The following is a 21,056-nucleotide window of genomic DNA, read 5'->3' as shown; positions in this document are numbered from 1 at the left end:
GACAGTCCGAATGGCCGGCACTGGACGTGCCGGACGGACTGCAAGCCGAGCTGCGGACGTACCAACGGGACGGATATGCGTGGCTTGCCTTTTTACGGCGCTTTGGGCTGGGTGCCTGCCTTGCCGATGATATGGGGCTTGGCAAAACGGTGCAGTTTATTGCCTATTTGCTACATCTGCAGGACATCGCCGCAGAGACAGGCGTCCGCTCCAGCTCGCTGCTGATTTGCCCGACTTCGGTGCTAGGCAACTGGCAAAAGGAACTCAGCCGATTCGCCCCTTCATTGAAGGTCATGCTCCACTATGGAAGCAAGCGGGATCAGGGAGACTTGTTTCGCGAGGAAGTCGAGCAAGCTGATGTCATCCTGACCTCCTTTGCTACAGCAACCCTCGATCAGGAGCTGCTACAAAGCATAACCTGGGACTCGGTTTGCCTTGATGAAGCGCAGAATATTAAAAATGCGCAAACCAAGCAATCCACTGCCGTTCGCAGCTTCCCTGCCCGGCATCGTATTGCGCTAACCGGGACGCCTATTGAAAATCGGCTGTCCGAGCTATGGTCGATTTACGATTTTATCAATCCCGGTTATCTGGGCAGCACACGCGCCTTCAGCAATCGGTTCATCAATGCTATCGAGAAAGAACATAACGAGCAACGAACGATAGACCTGCAAAAGCTGGTTCAGCCCTTCATGCTGCGACGCAAGAAGAAGGACCCGGCTATACAGCTTGATTTGCCCGAGAAAAATGAGATGAAAACGTACATTCATCTCACCTCCGAGCAGGGAGCGCTCTATGACCAAATTGTCAAAGAGCTCATGGAACGGATGCAGAAGCTGGAGGGGATTGAGCGAAAAGGTGCTATCTTATCTGCCCTTACCCAGTTGAAGCAGCTTTGTGACCATCCTGCGCTCTTAACCAAGGAGGCGGCCCCGGATGCCACGGCTTCCGGTTATAGTCAGCCCGATTTTGAAGCGGTCATCAGCCGTTCATCCAAGCTGGAGCGCATTCTGGCCATGGTCAAGGAGCTGCGGGAGGAAGGCGAGCGCTGCCTTATTTTCACCCAGTATATTGGCATGGGTCGGATGCTCCAGCAGGTGCTCGCTCAAGAGCTACAAGAGCCGGTGCTCTACCTCAATGGCAGTACGTCCAAAACGGCCCGTGACCGGATGATTGATCAGTTCCAATCTCACGCACTGCCGCCTGACGAGCAGCCGTCCGTATTTATTTTGTCGCTCAAGGCTGGGGGGGTGGGTCTGAATCTGACAGCCGCCAACCACGTCTTTCACTTCGACCGCTGGTGGAATCCGGCTGTTGAAAATCAGGCCACAGACCGCGCCTACCGGATGGGACAAACGAAAGACGTACAGGTGCACAAGTTCATCTCGCTGGGCACGCTGGAGGAACGCATTGACGAAATGCTGGAGAGCAAGCAGCAGCTTAGTGACCAGATCATTTCCAGCACCGAGGGCTGGATTACCGAGCTGTCGACGGATGCGTTGAAAGAACTCTTTACGCTACGGCGCGATTGGGCATGATGAGGTCTATAAACCTAATTTTTAAGAAGTAGTTTATAGCACAGTCCTAAACTCCTTTGTGTGCATCTACTATCTCATCACAACAAAGGAGTTGATATGAAGTGGCCATTCGTCCTCCTCAAACCTTGAAGTCTACGGGCAGAAAGGTTCCTGTTACGAAATATCGTAATGTAAGTCCTACGCAAACCCTTCGTCGGTTCACAGTCATCTGGGCCCGTAATGATGGAGTACCTTTTATTACAACGGGATTTTTTGCAGTGCTCCGGCGTACAAATGGAAGTTTTGTGCAAGCCGTGAATTTCGACGGTTTCGGCACAGCCCGATTCAGCAGGGTCCGCACACCTACGAACCAGCCTTATATTTTGCGTACCTTTAGAGACGATGGAACGTTGTTCCGGGTCAGATCGGTACCCGCTGGTGTGTCCTCGTTTGTCGTTATCGGTTAAGCGCTTGCCGAACGCGTCCTGAAAGTGTATACGAAAAAAAGCAGCCAGGAACAGAGTATATCTGTCCCGGCTGCTTTTTATTCCAATGCTATTTTTCCAATATACTTATTCGGAATCTTCCACCGTTTCTGCAACCTTCGAAGCGGCTGCTTTGTATACGGTTTTAAGCCAGTTTTCACTCGACCAGTTCAGCTTGCCTGCACCAGCTCCGTCCTTGGCCTGCAATTGAGCAACCAGGTTTTCAGGATCTTCGGCTGTGTAGCTGTATGGCAACGTCGTGAATCCATTCCAAGAGAAGGCCTTGTCCTTCACAGGATACGGAGCTAACGGGCTATTTGCATCGTCGCTGCCTCCTCTGAATACGGTGCCGTTATCCGATAAGATGACGTCCTCTGCTTTGATTTTACCTGTGTAATCCGCAGCGTTTGGATCCTTTTGGTTATTACGAACAGGAGAAAATACATCTATTAAATACGATTTCTCAAGCAATACCGCGCCATTTTCTGTTGAAATCGCACCGTTACCTATTACGTCAAAATGGTATCCCTTGGCAGCAATCGCTTTTTCCATGTCGGGCGTAATTCTGTTTTTGGCTCTGGCCAATCCGGCATCGTCCATAACGATGTTATAGGCATGGGCATTACCAGCACGCAAACGCGGCATACGGTCTTGAATATCCTTGTAGTAGTTATGGTGCAGCGTCACTTCCAAATCTGCATTATCAGCGGCCATCTCCGTAGCACCAATCAGATGCGCTTTCTTTTGTCCTGCTGCAATATCAATGATATCTTCTTTACTCATTCCTACTGCACTGCTTCTCAGATAAGCATACATAGGGTAGGAAGATTTGTCTGCTTCCATAGCGTCAACCTGTTGGGTCACCCAGCTGTTGGAGCTGCGGTCATCTCCTTTGAATAAGGACCAGGAAATGGTAACTCCGTTACTGCCTTTTTTCACATCCACCAAGCCATCATACGCTTTGTTGAATGTACAATGGTCAATCCATACTTTGGAGCTTTGGCCTTCAACCGTGATATAATCCCAGTCATTCTTGTCATAGTTCCCTTTGGTTGCTTCATCCCATTCCCAAAGCTCGTCAAATTCGAGGTTACGGAAAATCAAATTAGAGCTTCTTTTGATAACAAAGCCAGCATGTTTGATTTTAGCACCATTTGCCGAGAAAATCGTGATTCCATTCAAGTTTTCTATATAGATTTTGCTCACACCTGTTTTTTTCAAAACGGGATTTGTCAGCACAGGGTTGTTTGCGCTAAAAGGCATGACCTTCGCAGCAGCAGGCATTTCGTTCCATCCCAAATCAAGATCATTCATGATCTCAATAACTTTGACTTTAGTACCCTTTTTAAGTGCTTCGTTGAGATCTACAGCGTTGTAAACCTTTTTGTAGTTGGCATCTGTATCCGCAATGTTGCCACCACCTGTATTACCATACGAAAAGCCAGTCAAATTATAGTTATTTTTGGAGGTTACATCAGGGTTCACCCCAGGAGTAGGGTTATCTGTACCTGGTGTTGGATTCACAGGTGTTGTACCTGGATCTGCTTCAGAAGAAGCACCGGATACGATAACATTATCGAACTGGGCAACCGCCTTGGAGGTTACCAAACCAATGGCTCCGGAAGCAAGGCTGGAATCTGTTGCGGTCAGCTCCAGCTGATTATTGACATACATCTTAATTTCCGAACCGGACAGCTCCAGCTTCACTGTGTACCATGTATTGGTGTCCAGTTTGTAGTTCATGTTGGTAGCCAGTGTCTTCATAGAGCCGTTTACCTTTTTACGAATTTCAAGTGCTCCGCCCTTCTTGTTGTACAACGAAGCCGCGTAGAAGTTATCGGCATCTGTATATCTGCCTGCAACATATACCCGGTTGGAGCCGTTAAAATCATCTACATACACATCTGCTTGCACACTGTAGTTCGTCCATGAGGCATTACCTTTAACGGATTGGCTTTCACTTCGACTAGATTGTTGGTATGCAAAGCCATTTCCATCCTTGACCACAGACCAGTTCCCCGAGCCTACTGTCCAGCCCTGAGCTTCACCTTGTTCAAAATTGTCATTTACCTGTAAATTCCCATCTGCATACGCATGACCTAGTAACGGTAACGATAAAGACAGCGCCAACGAACTGCTCAGCATTACACTTGCACATTTCTTCAACAAACTCGGCTTCATGTAACAATCTCCTTCTTAATTGGATTAATGAATATCAAAACAACTACCTCCAATAATTATAGACACATAAAGAAATATTAAAATATGCCTAATTACTTATCTTTTGTCTTAAATTATCTATTAACTTTGCATCTTTTTTTCGTGAACACACCAAATGCCTTTGCATAAAATCACAAAAATCACTTTATTTATTTTTAAATAAGACATAAGGTTGTCATATTGAGAGTGGTACATATAAAGGGTTGATATCATGATTACAATGTAAAGGAGCGATCAGATGTCCGGCTACCAGTACGCTTCCAAAACGGAGTTAAAAGAAGCCATCCATGCCTCCTACCTGCTATTCGACAGTGAATTCAAGGAGGTAGCCGAGGAACAAAAGGATATTCGAATTCCCGAGGTAGATAAAACCCCTACTGAAATGATTGCCTACCAGCTCGGATGGCTACAGCTTGTCATGTCATGGGACAGAGACGAAAAGGAAGGAAAAACCGTCATCATGCCTGCACCGAACTATAAATGGAATAGGCTAGGCGAACTTTACCAATCCTTTTACAAGACCTACTCCCATCACTCTTTAAGTGAATTACGCCATTTATTCAAGTTGACCGAGCAAAAATGGCTGGACTGGATTGACACACTCAGTCATGAAGAACTCTTCATACAGGGCATTCACAAGTGGACTGGCAGTAATCCAAACTGGCCCATGGCCAGATGGATTCATATCAACTCTGCGGCACCGTTTAAAACATTCCGGGCCAGGATACGAAAATGGAAGAAATACAACGTTCAGCATTGATGAAAAAAAGTGCGCATTGTGCTACAATACTTGAGTTGTATCGGGATACATTTAGGGAAGGGTAAGTGAAACGCCATGCTTATTATTGGTATTGCCGGCGGTACGGGTTCCGGTAAATCGACGGTAGCACGCGCTGTCGTTGAACGTCTGGGATCTAATAAAGTGACTTTCATATCTCAGGATAACTACTATAAAGACCATTCACATCTGAGCTATGACGAACGTGCTTTGGTCAATTATGATCATCCGTTTGCCTTTGACAACGACTTGCTTATTGAGCATCTCCATTGTCTGAAAAAAGGACAAGCGACCCACGCGCCAGTATATGACTTCACGGTTCATGCTCGTTCTACAGACGAGACGGTAGAGCTTCTACCGAATCATATCGTCATGCTAGAAGGACTGCACGTACTGTCTGACGAAAAGCTCCGTCAACTACTCGACATCAAGGTATTTGTCGACACCGATCCGGATGTGCGTATACTTCGCCGGGTACTTCGAGATATTGAGGAGCGAGGCCGCACCATTCAGTCGATCCACGATCACTATTTGAGTACGGTTAAGCCTATGCACGAGGCATTTATTGAGCCTTCCAAGAAATACGCTGACCTGATCCTTCCTGAGGGAGGACACAATGAGGTTGGTATTCAACTGCTGTCTATTTTGACTGAAAAATATTTGGCAGGAGATCGGACATGGGGTACCGTTTAAGGTAAAGGTAGCCCGGTTTACTCAGGCTGTCGAGATCTTCTCGGCGGCCTTTTTTGTCGTTTTACATGCCATTTGAACTAAATTACCTTTGGATTAGACAGAGGTTTATGTTAGCATGTAAGGATTAAATGCTTTATATTTAAGCTAAGTTGGAAGCGTTATCAACTATGTGTCTCAAATGATGTGACGTCCGCCTTATGGAGGTCTTTTTTGAATAGGTATAATTACGGAGAGTGCTGCCATGAAAGAGCTATGCAATATTTTGATTGTAGATGATGAGATATTGGTACGGCAAGGGATCAAGCATCATTTATCGTGGGAACAGTATGGATTTCGCATTGTAGGCGAGGCTTCTAATGGAAAAGAAGCGTTAGCGCTGATTGAGACTTTGCGCCCGCATATTGTCATTACGGATATCGTGATGCCTATCATGGACGGTGAAGAACTGACACGCATTGTCAGACAGAATTATCCTGATATTGAGGTCATTGTGCTCAGTAGCTACGGCGAGTTTAATTACGTGCGATCCACCTTCCAGCAAGGTGTTGCTGACTATATTTTGAAGCCCAAGCTGGACACAGATGAGCTACTTCAAGTGCTCCAGAGAACAGCCCGCAAAATTCCGTCCATTCAGTATCAGGCGGATGCCGGGAATAACCGAATTACGATGGATCATGTGATAGAAAAGCTCATTTCCGGCTATAGCATCGACTATGACACGGAACTGCTGAAGCAGGAATTTCCGTATGCCCATTTTGCACTCATAGGCGTGGGGCAGGCGGAACCACAGGGGAAAGTCCACTCCCACCCTGCCTCGTACCTATTTTCCAAGCTCACCGATCGAGTGACATCTGCCTGTGAACAAATCGTGTTGCGACAACTGCCGTCTGATGCAAACACGGCTGTTTTTTTAGCTAATCTTGATCCGCGTGAATTACACTCCTGGATGGCTACGGTCCGAGAAGTAGCTCAGGAGACGAAGCAAGTCGAGCCACAGACAGGCTGGGCGATCAGCCGTTTGTTTGATGATTTTAATCAAATGAGCGAGGTCTATCAGGATGAACTGCCCAAACTGCTCAGCTATCGCTTTTACTTCCCAGGAACCGCGCTTCTGATGGAAGACGAACTCCCCAAGCCTGTTCAGGTGAACAGCTCGTTTAACTTAAAACAGTTCACGGAAGAAATGAAGCGTGAGCATTTTGATACGGCTTTTCAGGATTTGAGGTCTTATGTAGCCGCTATGTCCGGCAACTATACCTTCACCGCTTTTGAATTCAAATCCCTTCTCGGGAACATCGTATTCAACATTACGATTTTGCTCGGGAATCAGGGGTATGATATGAAGGAACTGGATGCGGCGAAATACTCCTATTTCAAAACAATTAATGATGCCCCTCACGTACATGAGGCAGTGCGATTGCTGGAGACCTTTTTAGAGGAAGCGAACATGCAGATTCTGGCCAAAACACAGCAAGGAAGCAGTCCGAGCATGAAGAAGCTGCTGGAATATATCGAGGAACATCACGCGGAAACGCTCAATTTGACGACACTCGGTCAATATTTTCATTTTAATCCCTCTTACTTGTCCAGTTATTTTACAACTCACCATACAGAGGGCTTCAGCGAGTATCTGAACAAAATTCGGGTTGAAAAGGCAGCTGAGCTGCTGCGGTCGGGGACAATGTCCATTTCGGATATTAGCAGCACCGTTGGCTATTCGGACCCCAGCTATTTTACCAAAGTGTTCAAAAAGGTAATGGGTTACTCACCCAGCCAATATCGCCGGGAGCCTCTCCATTAGACAGCAAGAGCATATCTGCCAGCAGAAAAGAGATTTAATATGAAAAGGTATATCCATAAAATCAAATATCAAGGTCTGTTCTTTAAAATATTTGTCGTTATGGTGGTCAGCATCACTGCGGTGTCCTTGCTGACCTCTTTGGTGACGATTCGGATGTCTGAACGACTGTTCGCCGAAACATTCAGTATTACAAATGCCAAGGTACTCAGTCAGATTGAATCCAGCTTTGAATCCTTCAATGATTCTATCGTGAATGCCGTAACCCATGCTTCGGAAAATGGAACGGTCAAAAACTACCTGACAGGAGGACAATCCGACTCCATTAACTCGGCGCGAATCTACTTCGGTATGGCACAGCAGATGAAGCAGATTAAATCAAATGTTGACGCCTATGATGTTAGTGTCGCCATAACGGGCATGAACGGTCGAAGCTTCTATTCCGACTCGTCCTACTGGCCGGTAACTGCGGAGGAGCTCAAGAGCAGTTTGATTACAGCCCGAAACGCGGCACAGCCGACACGGCTTATGTATCAGCTGGATACAGATCTATTGCGTCAGCAAATGAATACTACCGCACAGAAACCCACACCCTATATTATCGCCTCCAAGGCATTTATGGAGCGAACTAGCGGTACGTTGTATGGCATGATCTACATTGCCATTCGCGAGCCGGAGCTCCGCCGCTTCTATAACAACTTCACAAGCAACGGCAATGATGTACTCATTTTGGACAAATCGGGACTCATTGTGTCGAGCAACCGTCAGGACTTGATCGGACAACGTTCCAATGAGCTGCTAGGCTATGCCACAAAAATTAATGAACAGGGACTTAACTACATCAATGCCGATGTGATGAACAAGGAAAGCATCCTTCTTTCCAACTACATTCCTTCTTATGATTTTTATCTGGTGAACATGATCGACAGACAAACCGCGATCGGACAGATTATTGACGTCAAATCCGTTGTACTGATCTGCATTGGCATCGTGTTGATTGCTTTGTTAATTGTTTTTCTGATTTCCCGTCGCCTGATTCGTTCTCTGACCCGGCTGGTCAAGCAAATGTCGACCGTCCGCGAGAAAAATTTTGATAACTATATCCCGGTAACGGGCAGCTATGAGGTCAGACAGTTGAGTCATGCCTACAACTACATGCTGGATGAACTGAATGACTATATCCAGAAGCTTCTAGAGACGCAAAAAGGGCAACGAAATGCAGAACTGGCTGCACTGCAGCGGCAGATCAATCCGCATTTTCTGTACAATACACTGGCTTCGATCAAAATGCTGGTGCTCAAAGGAAACAAGGAGACCGCCGCCGAGACGATCAACGCGCTCATTTCTTTACTGCAAAATACGATCAGCAATGTAAGTGAAACGATCACCATCGAGCAGGAAATGGCCAACATGCAAAATTACGTGTTCATTAACCATGTGCGCTATGGGCAGCGGGTACAGGTGAATTATTTTGTGTCGCCGGATTGTCTGGAGTACCATGTTCCCAAGCTGATTATCCAGCCTTTTATCGAAAATTCATTTTTCCATGCATTTAATGAAAAAAATACAGGACACATCTATATATTGGTGTCCAAAACGGACGACACTCTCATCTGCGAAGTAGTCGACGACGGGGACGGTATGGATATGGACGGACATGCTGTGCAGGACGGACTTCCGAACCCCAAGAGCAAGCGCCAACTGTTCACGGGCATCGGCATTCAGAACGTTCACAACCGCATTACCCTTTTATATGGAGAAGAATACGGCGTGACCATTGCCAGCAAAAAAGGCGAGGGTACCAAAGTGAGATTGACACTGCCATTGATCGTAAAACCCGCCCCTCTTATCTAATAAATATAGGCTGAACTTAAAAAATGCGCATGTAAAACGGAGTGGGTGGAATGGTGCTGTACAAGCGAAGCGTTCGCTTTTGTCCCCGGATTCCTACCTTATGAAAGACTTTATTCAAGAAATCCGGGGGCGGGGGCGATGGGAAGCACCATCCACCTGCGTAGTAGCACGCCATCTAATTTCAGGCTCAACCTAAAAAAAATACCTAAACCAAAACAAAATACAAATGTAAGCGGTACCTTTTTTGATATTTCATAATAATAAGACCAATCCGTATAAAGATATTCCTAACGCCTGCAAAACAAGGATGATAAACTAGATTTATAAACAAAGTAACCGCTTTCATCTAAAAGGTTTAGCACGAATAAGCAACATATAAAAAAGAGTAGGGGTTGAACAAAATGAAAAAAATGACTTTCCTTCTGCTGATCGCAAGCTTGATCTTGCTGTCCGCATGTTCCAGCAATTCCGAGAAAGCCGCGACTACCACGGATTCCGGCAAGAAAGAAATCACGGTCTGGGCTTGGGACCCGAACTTCAATATCGCGGCACTGAAGCTGGCGAAAGATCGCTACGTTGCCAAACATCCTGATGTAACCGTAAACATTGTAGAATACGCTCAAAATGATATCGTACAAAAAATGAATGCCGGTCTCAACTCCGGTTCCACCAAAGGATTGCCTAACGTGGTTCTGATCGAGGATTACCGGGCACAGAACTTCCTGCAAGCCTATCCCGATTCCTTCCATGATATGAGCAGCTCGATCAAAGCATCCGACTTCGCGGATTACAAAATCGGACCAACCAGCTACAACGGCAAGCAATACGGTGTTCCATTCGACTCCGGTGTTATGGGTCTGTATGTAAGAACGGATTATTTGGAACAAGCCGGCTACAAAGTAGCTGACCTGACCAACATTGATTGGGACAAATTCATTGAAATCGGTAAAGCCGTGAAGCAAAAAACAGGTAAAGAAATGCTCACTCAAGATCCGAATGATCTCGGTCTGATCCGCGGTATGATCCAATCCGCAGGTTCATGGTACCTGAAAGAAGACGGTAAAACGCCAAACCTGGCTGGTAATGCAGCTCTGAAAGAAGCGCTCTTGACGTACAAATCCTTGTTCGATGCGAACATTGTTAAAATGAATGCCGACTGGAGCCAATTCCTGGCAGCCTTTAATAGCGGTGCAGTTGCTTCCGTACCAACAGGTAACTGGATTACGCCTTCAATCAAAGCAGAAGCTTCGCAATCGGGTAAATGGGCCGTTGTTCCTTTCCCTAAATTGAAAAATGTACCTGAATCCGTGAATGCTTCCAGCCTCGGCGGCAGCTCCTGGTATGTCCTGAACACAGACGGTCAAGATACCGCTGCTGATTTCCTGAAAGAAACATTCGGTTCAGATCAAGATCTATATCAAGATATGCTGAGCAAGATTGGAATTGTCGGTTCATTAAACGCAGCTTCCAGCGGTAAAGCGTATGACGAGGCAGATCCGTACTTCGGTGGCGATAAAGTCTACAAAAAATTCGCAGACTGGACCAAACAAGTTCCAAAAGTCAATTATGGCCTGCACACTTATGCCATTGAGGATATCATGACCGTTGAAATTCAAAACTATCTGAACGGCAAAGATGTAGACGCAGTTCTGAAAGATGCTCAAGGACAAGCAGAAGCACAGCTTAAATAAGACAGTCCATCTAGCCAAGGCTAAACAATAAAACGATAAGCACTTAAAACCTTGGGCTTTCGAGTTCAAGGTTTTACTGCTGCATGGGGAGTTGACATGGTATGAAGACAGCCGCGCCCAAAATGACGACATCACGTTTCAAGGCAGGTATGACAGGATGGTTGTTCATATCCATCGCAGTGATCATGATTGTGGCTTTTTATTTCTATCCGATGATCCAGGCGCTCATCTTGTCCTTCAAGACAGGTACAGGGTCTAATCTGACCTTCAACGGCATTGATAACTACAAACGTCTGTTCACCGACAGCATGTTTATAACCGCCGTGAAGAACACGTTTATCTATTTGATTTTCCAGGTGCCATTGATGGTGATTCTGGCCCTGTTCATTTCCGTACTGCTGAATGATAAAAACCTGAAATTCAAAGGCTTTTTCCGCACAGCGATCTTCTTGCCTTGTATTACATCCCTTGTAGCCTATTCGGTTGTATTCAAATATCTGTTCTCGGCTGATGGTCTGGTAAACTCTTTATTGCTAAATCTGCACGTGATCGGCACGCCGATTCAATGGATTACTGATCCCTTCTGGGCCAAGGTTACGATTATTATTGCAATCACATGGCGCTGGACCGGCTACAATATGATCTTTTACTTGTCCGGTCTCCAGAACATCGACAACTCGATCTACGAAGCGGCCCGTATTGATGGAGCTTCCTCCATTCGACAATTTTTCAGCATAACCGTTCCACTGCTCAAGCCGATTATCCTATTCACCTCCATCACATCGACGATTGGTACACTCCAGCTCTTCGATGAAATTATGAACATTACCAAAGGCGGACCGGGGAACGCGACTTCTTCCATTTCGCAATATATTTATAACCTGTCCTTCAAATATTCATCCGACTTTGGTTATGCGGCGACCGTATCCTACTCCATCGTCATTATGATCATTATCTTGTCGATCATCCAGTTCAAAGTGGCAGGTGAGAAGAAATGATGAAAATGAAAAGACTATTTACGTATGCCTTTCTGATCATTATATCGTTCGTTTCGATTTTCCCGTTCCTGTGGATGCTATCCAGCGCCACCAACCTGTCGGTTGATGTGACGAAAGGCAAGCTGCTGCCCGGCTCTCATCTGATGGATAATATGCACAATCTGCTGGAAAAAGTGGATATCGTTACCGCACTGAGTAATTCGGCGAAAATCTCGATTTCCACGACACTGCTGGCAATGCTCATTGCCTCACTGGCAGGCTATGGCTTTGAAATTTACAGAAGTAAAGCCAAAGACGTTGTCTTCAATATCCTGCTAATGTCTATGATGATTCCGTTTGCGGCGATCATGATCCCGCTCTATCGGATGTTCGGCAGTATCTCCAATACGCTGCCCTGGATCGGCATTGATACCCTTTCGTCTGTCGTCATTCCGACGGTTACCACGGCGTTTCTGATCTTCTTTTTCCGTCAAAGCACCAAGATGTTTCCGAAGGACTTGCTGGAAGCCGGTCGTATGGACGGATTGTCCGAGCTGGGTCTGTTCTTCCGGGTGTATATGCCTACGATGAAAACAACTTATGCCGCTGCCGCCATCATCACGTTCATGTCAAGCTGGAATAACTACCTCTGGCCTCTGATCGTGTTGCAAACGCCGGAAAATCAAACGATTCCGCTGTTGATCTCGAACCTCGGCTCTGGCTATGCACCCGATTACGGCGTGATTATGATTGCCATCGTCCTGTCCACATTGCCGACCGCACTGGTATTCTTCCTGATGCAGAAGCATTTTGTAGCAGGTATGGTAGGCTCGGTAAAATAACAGACTTGCTGTGAAATACCTTCATTTTATTTTTAAAAATAAGGAGTGTTCGCCTTGACCATCCACACCCCCAGCCTGAATTGGCTGACCGACGTAACCAAGTTTGCAGTACATCGGCTGCCTGCCTATTCCGATCATAAATATTACGCTACACTTCAGGAAGCGGAGCGTCAGGCCGATATGGTCTGGCGTCATAGCCTGAATGGTAGCTGGAAGTTCAACTATGCTACGAACCCAACCATCCGTCCGGCGGAGTTCTATGCCCCTGATTTCGAATACGGCGGCTGGAGCGACATTCAGGTACCGGGTCATATTCAGACGCAAGGCTTCGGCCAAATGCAGTACGTGAATACGATGTATCCGTGGGACGGACATTCGGATGTTCGCCCACCACATATTCCAGAAGATCACAACCCGGTCGGGAGCTATATCAAAGGCTTTGTTTTGCCGGAACATATGGCTTCTGACGCGCAGCCTGTGTTTATTTCTTTTCAAGGCGTCGAATCGGCTTTCTATGTATGGTTGAATGGACAATTTGTCGGCTACAGCGAGGACAGCTTTACACCGTCCGATTTTGAATTGACACCGTTCCTGCAAGCAGGCGAAAACAAGCTGGCGGTGGAGGTATATCAGAGAAGTACAGGAGCATGGCTGGAGGATCAGGATTTCTGGCGTTTTTCCGGTATCTTCAGAGACGTATATCTGTACACCATCCCGTCTGTTCACGTACGTGATCTGCATGCCAAGGCCGGTCTGGATGCCACGTACACGCAGGGGCTGCTGGAGCTGGAGCTGACCTTGGAAAAAGCAGTAGCCGCCTATGCGACCGTCGATGTCAAAGATGCTGGAGGCCAGATTGTGGCTTCTTTGAAGGCGGATTTTACAGATGGCAAGGCTTCGCTGTCGGCAGCACTGGATCAAGTCCAGCGCTGGAGCGCCGAAAAGCCTTACCTATACACGTTGTTCATCCAAATCTACGAACCGGATGGAACGCTGGTCGAGGTCATTCCGCAAAAGGTCGGCTTCCGCAAGTTTGAGCTAATCAACAAGGTGATGCATCTGAACGGCAAGCGGATTGTCTTCAAGGGCGTGAACCGCCATGAATTCAACGCTCGCACTGGACGTGCGATTTCGCGTGAAGATATGCTATGGGATATTCGCACCCTCAAGCAAAACAACATGAACGCGGTCCGCACCTCTCACTATCCTAACCAGACTCTGTGGTATGAGCTGTGCGATGAGTACGGGGTGTATGTGATTGACGAAATGAACCTGGAAACACACGGCTCCTGGCAAAAGCTTGGCGCAGTCGAGCCTTCGTGGAACATTCCCGGCAATCTGCCGGAGTGGCAGGATATCGTTATGGACCGCGCCATCTCCATGCTGGAACGGGACAAAAACCATGCGTCCATTCTAATCTGGTCCTGCGGCAATGAGTCCTATGCAGGTGAAGTGCTGCGGAATGTAGCCAACTATTTCCGAGCCACCGACCCGAGCCGTCTGGTACACTACGAGGGCGTGTTCCACAACCGTATGTACGATGATACCAGCGATATGGAGAGCCGGATGTACGCCAAGCCCGCAGATATCGAGCAGTATTTGAACGACAATCCGCAAAAGCCGTACATTAGCTGTGAGTACATGCATGCGATGGGCAATTCGGTAGGCGGTATGCACAAATATACAGAGCTGGAGAACAAATACGAGCTGTATCAGGGCGGTTTTATTTGGGACTACATTGATCAGGCGGTTATGAAAAAAGATCGCTACGGACGCGAATACCTCGCGATCGGCGGCGATTTTGACGACCGTGCGACAGACTATGGCTTCTGTACGGACGGAATTGTCTATGCGGACCGGAAGGTTTCACCGAAGATGCAGGAGATCAAATTCCTGTATCAAAATCTGAAGCTCACGCCGGATCGCACAGGCGTGACGATTCGCAATGAAAATCTGTTCGAAGGAACAGATGAATACGAGCTGGTATACAGCCTGCTTCATGAAGGCCATGAAATCGCACGGAACGTGATTCAAGTGGATGTAGCCGCACAGACAGAAGCTTATATTCCGTTGAGGCTGGCGGACACGGTTGGAGTAGACGCGCCTGGTGAATACATCATTCACACGTCTCTGGTCTTGAAAGAAGCTACGCTGTGGGCGGAGGCTGGATATGAAGTAGCCTTTGGGCAGCATATTTTCATCGTGGAAGATACCCGTCCGCAAAAGGCTCCTACGGGCGGTGCCCTTCGAGTCGTGCATGGCGATGTTAACATCGGCGTTCACGGTGCAGATTTCAGCATCATGTTCTCCAAAGGAGCAGGCAGCCTGACTTCATTGCGCTACGCTGGACGCGAGATGATCGCTATTCCTCCCGCACCGTTGTTCTGGCGTGCAACCACGGACAATGACAGGGGTGTAGCGCTTGGGTTTGAAGCGGGTGGCTGGTTTGCAGCTAGCCTAACACGCAAATGTGTGGGGATTGAAGTCGCGGAAGAACAAACAGACCGTGTAACCGTTACGTTCCGCTATATACTGAGCATTCATGCAGACGTACGGGTAGCAGTGGCATATACCGTCTTTGCCGATGGCAGCCTGAAAGTGAAATCCACTTATGAAGGCGTCTCGGGGCTGCCTAACCTGCCGATCTTTGCCCTTTCGTTCAAGGTTCCGGCAGACTACCGCCATCTGGACTGGTACGCCATGGGACCGGAGGAAAACTATATCGACCGTGCCTTCGGGGCAAGACTCGGTGTATTCCGCAACGAAGCAGCGGATAATGTATCCGGTTATGTCGTGCCACAGGAATCCGGTAACCGTACAGGCGTACGCCGTGTCGATATTACCGACGATTCTCAGCGAGGCATTCGCATTACTGCACCGGCAACCGCGCCTGTGGAATGCAACATTTCACCGTATACGGCATTTGAACTGGAAAGTGCATACCATCAGTATGAGCTGCCCAACGTCTACTACACCGTCGTCACGGTGGCTGGCAAGCAAATGGGTGTCGGCGGCGACGATAGCTGGGGCGCTCCGGTACACGAGGAATACCAAATTGCAGCCGATCAAAAGCTGGAATTTGAGTTTACCGTGCAAAGGGTATAAATAAGTTCATCGCATAGATATCAGGATCATCATTATGCAACAAGCTAAGCCCTTCCGGCTTCCCACGAGAGGAGCATCGGAAGGGCCTTTGTAATTCAAATAGCTGTCCAGTGAAAATAAAGTCTTAGACTGCCGCTATTGTCATTCAACTAACGTATCCCGTTAGCTTAACGGCATCCACGATTTGACGCCTACTTCAATAAAAAAGAGAACAGGCCACCCGTGGCAGTCTGCTCCCTGGTTATCTTTAATGCCCCTTACTTCGATATAAAAGGAGTAATAGAACATCACTTCACTGCGACGGCCTTGATCTCAACGAGCAAAACTGGTGAAGCTATCGCTTTGACAATGTGAAAGGCCCTTTACTTGATGTTTTTGTTGACCACTATCATTATAATGCATACAAACTTAAGCTGCATTCCGTTTGTATGCGCGCACCGCAAATAGATATGCGACGATCATTATCCCTAAGCACCACGTTAAAGCGACCCAGATATCATTGCCTACCGGTTGACTTGACAATAGTGCACGGATGGTCTCTACGATAGACGTCGCCGGCTGGTTTTCGGCAAAGGCGCGTACTGTCCTGTTTGAGCAGCGTGGTGAGGATTCTGACAATCGTCGTCTTGCCCGCGCCGTTGGAGCCAAGCAGGGCGAAAATCTCACCTCGCTTCACTTCAAAATCGACGCCTTTTAGGACTTCTGTGTCCTTGAAAGACTTTCGCAGACCTTTCACTTCAATTGCTATTTCCATCCCGATATCCCCCTTTTACTTTGTTTTATCCGTAACCTTTTTCATGGCCTTGCTACCTTCTTGGTCAACAGATTCTTGATAGATGTCAGCGTAAGTTTTTGAATCTTTGATTAGATCGTCGCAGAAAGCCGCCACGTCACTACCCGTCACTTCGAGCACGCCTTTCCCCAAGGCCGCGCCTTCTTCAAAAAGATCGATAATCCCCGAGAGCAAACCCGTCCCGTCGGTTAGCTCAACAGGGCCGACCTTAAAGAGATATTTTTGAATCTCTTTATAAACAATCTGGTAATCTTGCGGGAGCGCTTTGACACGCGCCACGTGCGCTCGCCACTCTTTTTTGCCTTCGATGATATCTCGTATTCTCATTTTATCCTCCTCCTATTTACCTAATTTTTTAGCAATATTATTGTTGAGTTGCTCGCGCCACTTGTCGCGAAAAGACTTTGCCCCTTCTTCGCCGGCCAGCGCTGAACAGAAGCCTTTGATGTCGTCACCCAAAACCTCTTGGACACTCTGACCGTCCGCCGCCGTTTCTTCTAGCAGGCCAAGCACACCGTCAAGAATTGGCATGAGGTTGCGACCGGTGAAATCTGAGTGCGGCCAAAGATTGGCATTAATTTTTTCCCATGCCGCTTGATAATCAGCCGGCAGCTTTTTGACTCGCGATTCAAAAGTTTTGAATTCTTTAGTCATGTCGCTGGCGGTGAGTTTTTCCCAAAATTTCATTATTTTCTCTCCTTTAACTCGTTAATTTTTGATGATACGAACTCCCATTTTCCCCAGAACTTCCGCAGTTCCTCGCGCCCCGCGTCGTTGATCGCGAAAAACTTTCGCGGCGGTCCCATTTCGGAGGGCTTCTTGGTGATCTCCACCAACTTGCTTTTTTCAAGCCGGATCAGGATGGTGTACACCGTTCCCTCCACAACATCTGTGAAGCCGAGGGCGTTCAGCCGCCGCGTGATTTCGTAGCCGTAGGTTTCTTTGCGGCTTATAATTTCAAGGACACAGCCCTCAAGCACGCCTTTGAGCATTTCCGTTAGGTTTTCCAGCACAATCACTCCTTGCTATTCTGTATGACTGGTATGCAGTGTTACTTACTACCGCTATAAAGTAACACGTAGTAGATGATTTGTCAATAACGTTATCTCTGACACGGATTTTACATTTTCAACTATCCTGCCCTTTAGCTTAATGAACAGTTGTCAAAATATAATTAGGTGGTCACACCCCAGGTTTACATCTTGATAATAAACAGATTGAATTTGCAAATAGCAATAACATGACCTTTTTTATACGATTCTGTTGGTTCTATGCTCAGTAATTGATCTATAGGGAAATCCTATCCAAAGATGCTGAAATACACCATTACTTTCGTCTTGCCATCTTTAATACTCATTTAAATAAGAGATTCCTCTCGTGCCGATTGTAACACTAACTATGGCCAAGTCGCCCTTTAATTGAACAAAAGGATGTTAATTATTCCGGCATCCTCTTCCTGATATTCATTAAGCTAATCTGTCCGTTACTTAAATGAAAGAGGGAGCATTTGCCGCGGCGGTGTGCTCCCTGTTCTAAATTCAACTATCGTGTCCCATTAGTTGAAAGACTAAAACTTAGAAAAAGCGAAAAGAAGAAAAGACTACTGGCGAACTTCAATAGCCCCGTCCTATCCAATTCCCTCGGAAACAACGTCCTCAAAGACCAAGCATTCCTATTTTTTTTGAGGTCAGCTGCTCAAATAATGGGCAGCCAACTACCGGATTATATTGCTACTTGTCTACAACGGATTTGGGTAAAGTTAAAAGCAGCGGTTTGCAGGCATACTCCTCTTATCGGTGGTCAAACAGGTTATCCGCGGTGAGTTGGATGTGCGCTCTAAAGATCTCGACGGCATGCTCGCTGTCGCGGCTAAGAACGGCATCTGTTAATGCCTTATGTTCGGCGCGGACATCGCGAGTTGGCTGCTGCTGGATCGACCAATGTCGATAAAATTCGCTCAAATCCCAAAGACGTCTGCAGATATCCAAGAGAACCGGATTTGGACATGCGGCGATAAGCTCGTAATGAAATTGACGGTGGATGCCGGGCCACTCTTCGCGAACGGCAAGCTTTTGATTCACTTCCTCGTACTCGGCCGTTTGCGATAATTTGTGATGAACGGCGATTACATTGGATTCCCATGTGAGATCGCCATGGGTGATGGACAGGCGTAATGCTGCGGATTCATTGATCAACCGCGCTTCTATGATGCTATTCAGTTCTTTTTCCGACACCGACTTCACTGAAAATCCGTGATTCGGGTTTTGCAAGACGAGGCCTTGGGTCGCTAACCGGGTCAATGATTCTCGAACGACGGCAACCGAGACATCGAAACCTTTGGCTAATTCCGATACGGTTAATGGAGAGCCCGGTTTATATTGTCCAGCCAGAATATCGGACTGCAGTTTCTTCGTGACATTTTCGCTTAAAGTGGACGAACCGTTTCTTTTGGCCATGAAGCTGACACCTTCCTTCATACACATCGGGATTATACTTGTTTAAATAGTTTACACCAAAATCTATAATAAACAAAAATTAAATTCGATTATAATTATATTAAACGATTTATATTTACAAAATCGATTCTTGATATTATAATCGATTTCATATTCATAAAAAGGAGGCCATTTACAGTGATTAACAACCCGTTTGCCAAATTGCCAGAAGTCGCAGTCTTTCAGGTGACAAGTAACGACATTGCGGAGGGCCTTCCTCTACCGCCCCATCAATACTCGTTTGGAGTGGATGGCGGCAAAGATCTTTCGCCCCATTTGAAATGGTCGGGTGCACCCGAAGGGACGAAGAGTTTCGCCGTAACCGCGTATGACCCGGATGCCCCGACCGGATCGGGCTTCTGGCACTGGGCCGTTATCAACATCCCTGCCAGCGTCACCGAACTGCCGACCGGCGCAGGCGACGAGCATGGCAGCGGCTTGCCGCAAGGCGCCTTGCAACTGCCGAACGATGCACGACTCGAACGATTTATCGGTGCGGCGCCTCCAGCGGGACACGGTCCTCATCGGTATTATTTTGTCGTTCATGCCCTGGATGTCGAGAATATCGGCGTCGACCCTAACGCCACGCCGGCTCTCTTAGGATTCACCATGCTAAGCCATACGCTGGGGAGAGCCGTTCTCGTGGCAACAGGGGAAATCAAGTAACCCAAGTCGTTTGGGGCCACAGGAGACGATGGTATGAAAGCGTTGTTGTTCGCATGCAGCAACGGGGCAGGAACGTCCAATGCTCCAAGCGAAGCAGCGCCAAGTACAGAAGAAGCGGTGAAGCTGAACGATCCGCCTCATCAAAGTGTATGCCCCATGTGCCAGCAGCCAATTAAAATTTTGAAGCATACGATCATTTGTGGCTGTGGGAGCAAAATCAAAAACCAAAATCAAATTGTCTCGAAAAACAGAAAAGCCCTCAATTATGAGCGCTTTTCTGTGCTTTGGGGTTGAGCACCAACCCGGCCAAAGTTTTTGAAGCATTACTTTGCCGTTGGGGCAAAGTAATGCTTTACATTTTTACGGATGTACTTGAGTGATAGATTCGTCATCAAAGGAATACAGGAGCGTTGCTTCAGCAATGCTGTTTTGTCCTATAGAAATAGGCATGCCAAATACAAACCAATCATAGCATTCAGCTTGAAGAATTTGTTGACGTTTGGTCTGCTATTTTTTGCAATTGGATCTGTTGTAGGCTTAGTGGCTATTCAATATTGGATGGTAATTGTGGGACGAATTGTACAGGCAACTGGTGCATCGATCATTCCGGCGATTGCAATGATCATGCCGGTTCGTTACTTTTCACCCGAAAGGCGCGGTCGTGCGTTGGGTACCGTCGCAATCGGGTTCGCACTCGGTTTGGCACTCGGTCCGATCATTGCTGGTGTGGTGAGCAGTACGTAGAACTGGCGGGTTTTATTTGTGATTTCACTTTTATCGCTGCTTACGTTGCCAATGTATCGGAAATATTTAGATGATGAAAAGGGAAATCCGATTCTTGTGTATACAGCGGCAGCACTTCTTATTATCGGTTTCATCTGTTTGTCTTCAGTTGTTGGCATGTCGCCAGTCTTTATTGCGATCTTTCTTATTTTCGGTGTTGTTGGTCAATCGTTCATGCAAATTGCGATGTCGAACACCGTTTCACGAACGCTATCAAAAGAGCATATAGGAGTAGGAATGGGATTGTTCTCTATGGTCACTTTTATTTCTTCGGCTGCATCAACAGCTGCTATCGGCAAGTTGGATAGGTATCGGTTACGAATACGGCTTTACAGGAATCTTCACGGCTGGCCAAGTAT

Annotated in this window: 17 protein-coding genes and 3 pseudogenes; 13 read left to right on the top strand and 7 right to left on the bottom strand. The window is 47.0% G+C overall.

The features are described from left to right. Both L696_RS0125280 and L696_RS0125275 read left to right on the top strand, forming a co-directional pair. A partial coding sequence (locus tag L696_RS0125280) for a DEAD/DEAH box helicase (RefSeq protein WP_025686106.1) occupies nt 1-1,538 on the top strand: 1,538 nt, incomplete at its 5' end. A 101-nt stretch (nt 1,539-1,639) separates the two neighbouring features. Beyond that, a complete protein-coding gene (locus L696_RS0125275) occupies nt 1,640-1,984 on the top strand; it encodes a hypothetical protein (RefSeq protein WP_025686105.1) in 345 nt (114 codons plus the stop codon). Between the two features lie 105 nt (nt 1,985-2,089). Here the strand turns inward: L696_RS0125275 and L696_RS0125270 are convergent, their stop codons facing one another. Then, nucleotides 2,090-4,183 (bottom strand): pectate lyase family protein, encoded by a 2,094-nt coding sequence (locus L696_RS0125270; protein WP_025686104.1) that lies wholly within the window; start codon nt 4,181-4,183, stop codon nt 2,090-2,092. 277 nt (nt 4,184-4,460) lie between these two features. Between L696_RS0125270 and L696_RS0125265 the strand changes: the two genes are divergently transcribed. The 8 genes from L696_RS0125265 to lacZ all read left to right on the top strand — a co-directional run bounded on the left by L696_RS0125265 (nt 4,461) and on the right by lacZ (nt 15,960). Then, nucleotides 4,461-4,982 carry a ClbS/DfsB family four-helix bundle protein gene (locus tag L696_RS0125265; RefSeq protein WP_025686103.1) on the top strand — a complete coding sequence of 174 codons (522 nt, stop codon included), beginning with the start codon at nt 4,461-4,463 and terminating at the stop codon, nt 4,980-4,982. A gap of 75 nt (nt 4,983-5,057) precedes the next feature. Further along, nucleotides 5,058-5,693: a uridine kinase gene (gene udk / locus L696_RS0125260; protein ID WP_025686102.1), complete on the top strand. Its 636-nt coding sequence runs from the start codon at nt 5,058-5,060 to the stop codon at nt 5,691-5,693. Nucleotides 5,694-5,934: 241 nt separating this feature from the next. Next, nucleotides 5,935-7,494: a response regulator transcription factor gene (locus L696_RS0125255; protein WP_025686101.1), complete on the top strand. Its 1,560-nt coding sequence runs from the start codon at nt 5,935-5,937 to the stop codon at nt 7,492-7,494. Nucleotides 7,495-7,533: 39 nt separating this feature from the next. Then, nucleotides 7,534-9,345: a cache domain-containing sensor histidine kinase gene (locus tag L696_RS0125250; RefSeq protein WP_025686100.1), complete on the top strand. Its 1,812-nt coding sequence runs from the start codon at nt 7,534-7,536 to the stop codon at nt 9,343-9,345. Nucleotides 9,346-9,746: 401 nt separating this feature from the next. After that, complete coding sequence (locus L696_RS0125245; protein ID WP_025686099.1) at nt 9,747-11,036, top strand: ABC transporter substrate-binding protein; 1,290 nt, start codon at nt 9,747-9,749, stop codon at nt 11,034-11,036. A 101-nt stretch (nt 11,037-11,137) separates the two neighbouring features. After that, the gene (locus L696_RS0125240; RefSeq protein WP_025686098.1) at nt 11,138-12,034 is read left to right on the top strand and encodes a carbohydrate ABC transporter permease; all 897 of its coding nucleotides are present in this window, start codon (nt 11,138-11,140) and stop codon (nt 12,032-12,034) included. After that, on the top strand, nt 12,031-12,855 hold the full coding sequence (locus L696_RS0125235) for a carbohydrate ABC transporter permease (RefSeq protein WP_025686097.1): 825 nt from the start codon (nt 12,031-12,033) through the stop codon (nt 12,853-12,855). The genes L696_RS0125240 and L696_RS0125235 overlap by 4 nt, the downstream gene beginning before the upstream one ends. A 54-nt stretch (nt 12,856-12,909) precedes the next feature. Then, nucleotides 12,910-15,960 carry a beta-galactosidase, LacZ type gene (gene lacZ, locus L696_RS0125230; RefSeq protein WP_025686096.1) on the top strand — a complete coding sequence of 1,017 codons (3,051 nt, stop codon included), beginning with the start codon at nt 12,910-12,912 and terminating at the stop codon, nt 15,958-15,960. 408 nt (nt 15,961-16,368) lie between these two features. Here the strand turns inward: lacZ and L696_RS32215 are convergent. The 6 genes and pseudogenes from L696_RS32215 to L696_RS0125205 all read right to left on the bottom strand — a co-directional run. Further along, nucleotides 16,369-16,542, bottom strand: a pseudogene (locus L696_RS32215) (ABC transporter permease); the annotation flags it as partial. Beyond that, nucleotides 16,463-16,714, bottom strand: a pseudogene (locus L696_RS0125225) (ATP-binding cassette domain-containing protein); the annotation flags it as partial. The pseudogenes L696_RS32215 and L696_RS0125225, both read right to left, overlap by 80 nt. Nucleotides 16,715-16,729: 15 nt before the next feature. Continuing rightward, on the bottom strand, nt 16,730-17,080 hold the full coding sequence (locus L696_RS0125220; RefSeq protein WP_025686094.1) for a DUF1048 domain-containing protein: 351 nt from the start codon (nt 17,078-17,080) through the stop codon (nt 16,730-16,732). Nucleotides 17,081-17,092: 12 nt separating this feature from the next. Then, nucleotides 17,093-17,440: a DUF1048 domain-containing protein gene (locus L696_RS0125215; RefSeq protein WP_025686093.1), complete on the bottom strand. Its 348-nt coding sequence runs from the start codon at nt 17,438-17,440 to the stop codon at nt 17,093-17,095. Further along, complete coding sequence (locus tag L696_RS0125210) at nt 17,440-17,745, bottom strand: PadR family transcriptional regulator (protein WP_280740296.1); 306 nt, start codon at nt 17,743-17,745, stop codon at nt 17,440-17,442. Before L696_RS0125210 ends, L696_RS0125215 begins: the two co-directional genes overlap by 1 nt. A 798-nt stretch (nt 17,746-18,543) precedes the next feature. Continuing rightward, nucleotides 18,544-19,209 carry a GntR family transcriptional regulator gene (locus tag L696_RS0125205; protein ID WP_025686091.1) on the bottom strand — a complete coding sequence of 222 codons (666 nt, stop codon included), beginning with the start codon at nt 19,207-19,209 and terminating at the stop codon, nt 18,544-18,546. A gap of 177 nt (nt 19,210-19,386) precedes the next feature. On the opposite strand from L696_RS0125205, the gene L696_RS0125200 reads away from it, so the two are divergent. From L696_RS0125200 to L696_RS29955, 3 genes and pseudogenes are all read left to right on the top strand, one after another. Then, complete coding sequence (locus L696_RS0125200) at nt 19,387-19,914, top strand: YbhB/YbcL family Raf kinase inhibitor-like protein (protein WP_049827522.1); 528 nt, start codon at nt 19,387-19,389, stop codon at nt 19,912-19,914. 33 nt (nt 19,915-19,947) lie between these two features. Then, nucleotides 19,948-20,208: a hypothetical protein gene (locus L696_RS0125195; protein WP_025686089.1), complete on the top strand. Its 261-nt coding sequence runs from the start codon at nt 19,948-19,950 to the stop codon at nt 20,206-20,208. Between the two features lie 180 nt (nt 20,209-20,388). Next, nucleotides 20,389-20,973: pseudogene (locus L696_RS29955) on the top strand (MFS transporter); the annotation flags it as partial. Between the last annotated feature and the right edge of the window lie 83 nt (nt 20,974-21,056).

Origin of the sequence: Paenibacillus maysiensis (assembly GCF_000520815.1) — a bacterium.
Taxonomy (GTDB): domain Bacteria; phylum Bacillota; class Bacilli; order Paenibacillales; family Paenibacillaceae; genus Paenibacillus; species Paenibacillus maysiensis.
This window is presented reverse-complemented; position numbering and strand designations above follow the sequence as displayed.

Coding starts and splice junctions, on each gene's coding strand:
- L696_RS0125270 (WP_025686104.1), bottom strand. CDS start 4,183: ATGAAGCCGAGTTTGTTGAAGAAATGTGCAAGTGTAATGCTGAGCAGT.
- L696_RS0125265 (WP_025686103.1), top strand. CDS start 4,461: ATGTCCGGCTACCAGTACGCTTCCAAAACGGAGTTAAAAGAAGCCATC.
- udk (WP_025686102.1), top strand. CDS start 5,058: ATGCTTATTATTGGTATTGCCGGCGGTACGGGTTCCGGTAAATCGACG.
- L696_RS0125255 (WP_025686101.1), top strand. CDS start 5,935: ATGAAAGAGCTATGCAATATTTTGATTGTAGATGATGAGATATTGGTA.
- L696_RS0125250 (WP_025686100.1), top strand. CDS start 7,534: ATGAAAAGGTATATCCATAAAATCAAATATCAAGGTCTGTTCTTTAAA.
- L696_RS0125245 (WP_025686099.1), top strand. CDS start 9,747: ATGAAAAAAATGACTTTCCTTCTGCTGATCGCAAGCTTGATCTTGCTG.
- L696_RS0125240 (WP_025686098.1), top strand. CDS start 11,138: ATGAAGACAGCCGCGCCCAAAATGACGACATCACGTTTCAAGGCAGGT.
- L696_RS0125235 (WP_025686097.1), top strand. CDS start 12,031: ATGATGAAAATGAAAAGACTATTTACGTATGCCTTTCTGATCATTATA.
- L696_RS0125220 (WP_025686094.1), bottom strand. CDS start 17,080: ATGAGAATACGAGATATCATCGAAGGCAAAAAAGAGTGGCGAGCGCAC.
- L696_RS0125215 (WP_025686093.1), bottom strand. CDS start 17,440: ATGAAATTTTGGGAAAAACTCACCGCCAGCGACATGACTAAAGAATTC.
- L696_RS0125210 (WP_280740296.1), bottom strand. CDS start 17,745: ATGCTCAAAGGCGTGCTTGAGGGCTGTGTCCTTGAAATTATAAGCCGC.
- L696_RS0125205 (WP_025686091.1), bottom strand. CDS start 19,209: ATGGCCAAAAGAAACGGTTCGTCCACTTTAAGCGAAAATGTCACGAAG.
- L696_RS0125195 (WP_025686089.1), top strand. CDS start 19,948: ATGAAAGCGTTGTTGTTCGCATGCAGCAACGGGGCAGGAACGTCCAAT.